Source organism: Pseudomonas sp. EA_65y_Pfl1_P113, assembly GCF_963970525.1.
Classification (GTDB): Bacteria; Pseudomonadota; Gammaproteobacteria; order Pseudomonadales; family Pseudomonadaceae; genus Aquipseudomonas; species Aquipseudomonas tritici.
Map to the genome: position 1 here is coordinate 1 of NZ_CAXAQM010000136.1, position 798 is coordinate 798.

The window sequence follows — 798 nt, forward strand, 5'->3', positions numbered from 1 at the left end:
AGGACAGATCGTGGTGCGGATCATCAGGGCAGCGATGGGTTATGCTGCAATCCCAGCCGGCTTTCCGATCTTGGTGTCGGAAAGGATGGCGATCATCGAGCCCGCGTTCGCTTGGCTGATGGAGCTGGCGACGATACCCGGCCGCAGCCACGCGGCGGAAACGGTCAGAACCTACGGCGAGCATCTTCACGACTGGTTCGACAGCCTGGAGCAGTCCGATCTCGACTGGCTCAGCGTGAGCGAGGCGGAGATTGCGGCCTGGCGCAACCGCATGCTCTCACAGCCGAGCCCGCATACGAAACGGCCCTACGCGCGCTCGACGGTGAACGATCGGGTCCGCACGGTCTGCCGGTTCTATGCGTGGGCGCAAGGCCGTGGCTGGATCGAGAGCCTGCCGTTCCACTTTGTCGATGTGCGGGTGGGCTCCGGCCGGCGACAATCGTTCCTGGCGCATGTCGATGCGCGTCCAGGCGTCATGGCGGCGAACATCCTGACGGTTGCCGAGCACGAACGTTTGCCGAGACCGTTGCGTGTCGATCAATTGCGCCGCGTCTTTGCGCATCTGGATATGCCCTACCGCCTGATGGCGGAATGGGCGCTGGCGACGGGACTGCGGCGCAAGGAGCTTTGCGGCTTAGCTGTCTTCCAGGTCCCGGAGACAGCACATCTGGATGACGAGGATCATCCGCTGGTCGGCGTGCCCTTGACGATCACCAAGGGCGACAAGCCTCGCACGATCTACCCGCCGATCCGCCTGGTCGATCGCACGCAGCGCTACATCGACGAGGTTCGCACGCC

At 64.0% G+C, this 798-nt stretch carries 1 protein-coding gene; it reads left to right on the forward strand.

All coding sequences use genetic code 11. The features are described from left to right. Nucleotides 1-798: site-specific integrase (locus AACY52_RS28700; RefSeq protein ID WP_339561124.1), on the forward strand; the 798-nt coding region annotated here is incomplete at both ends.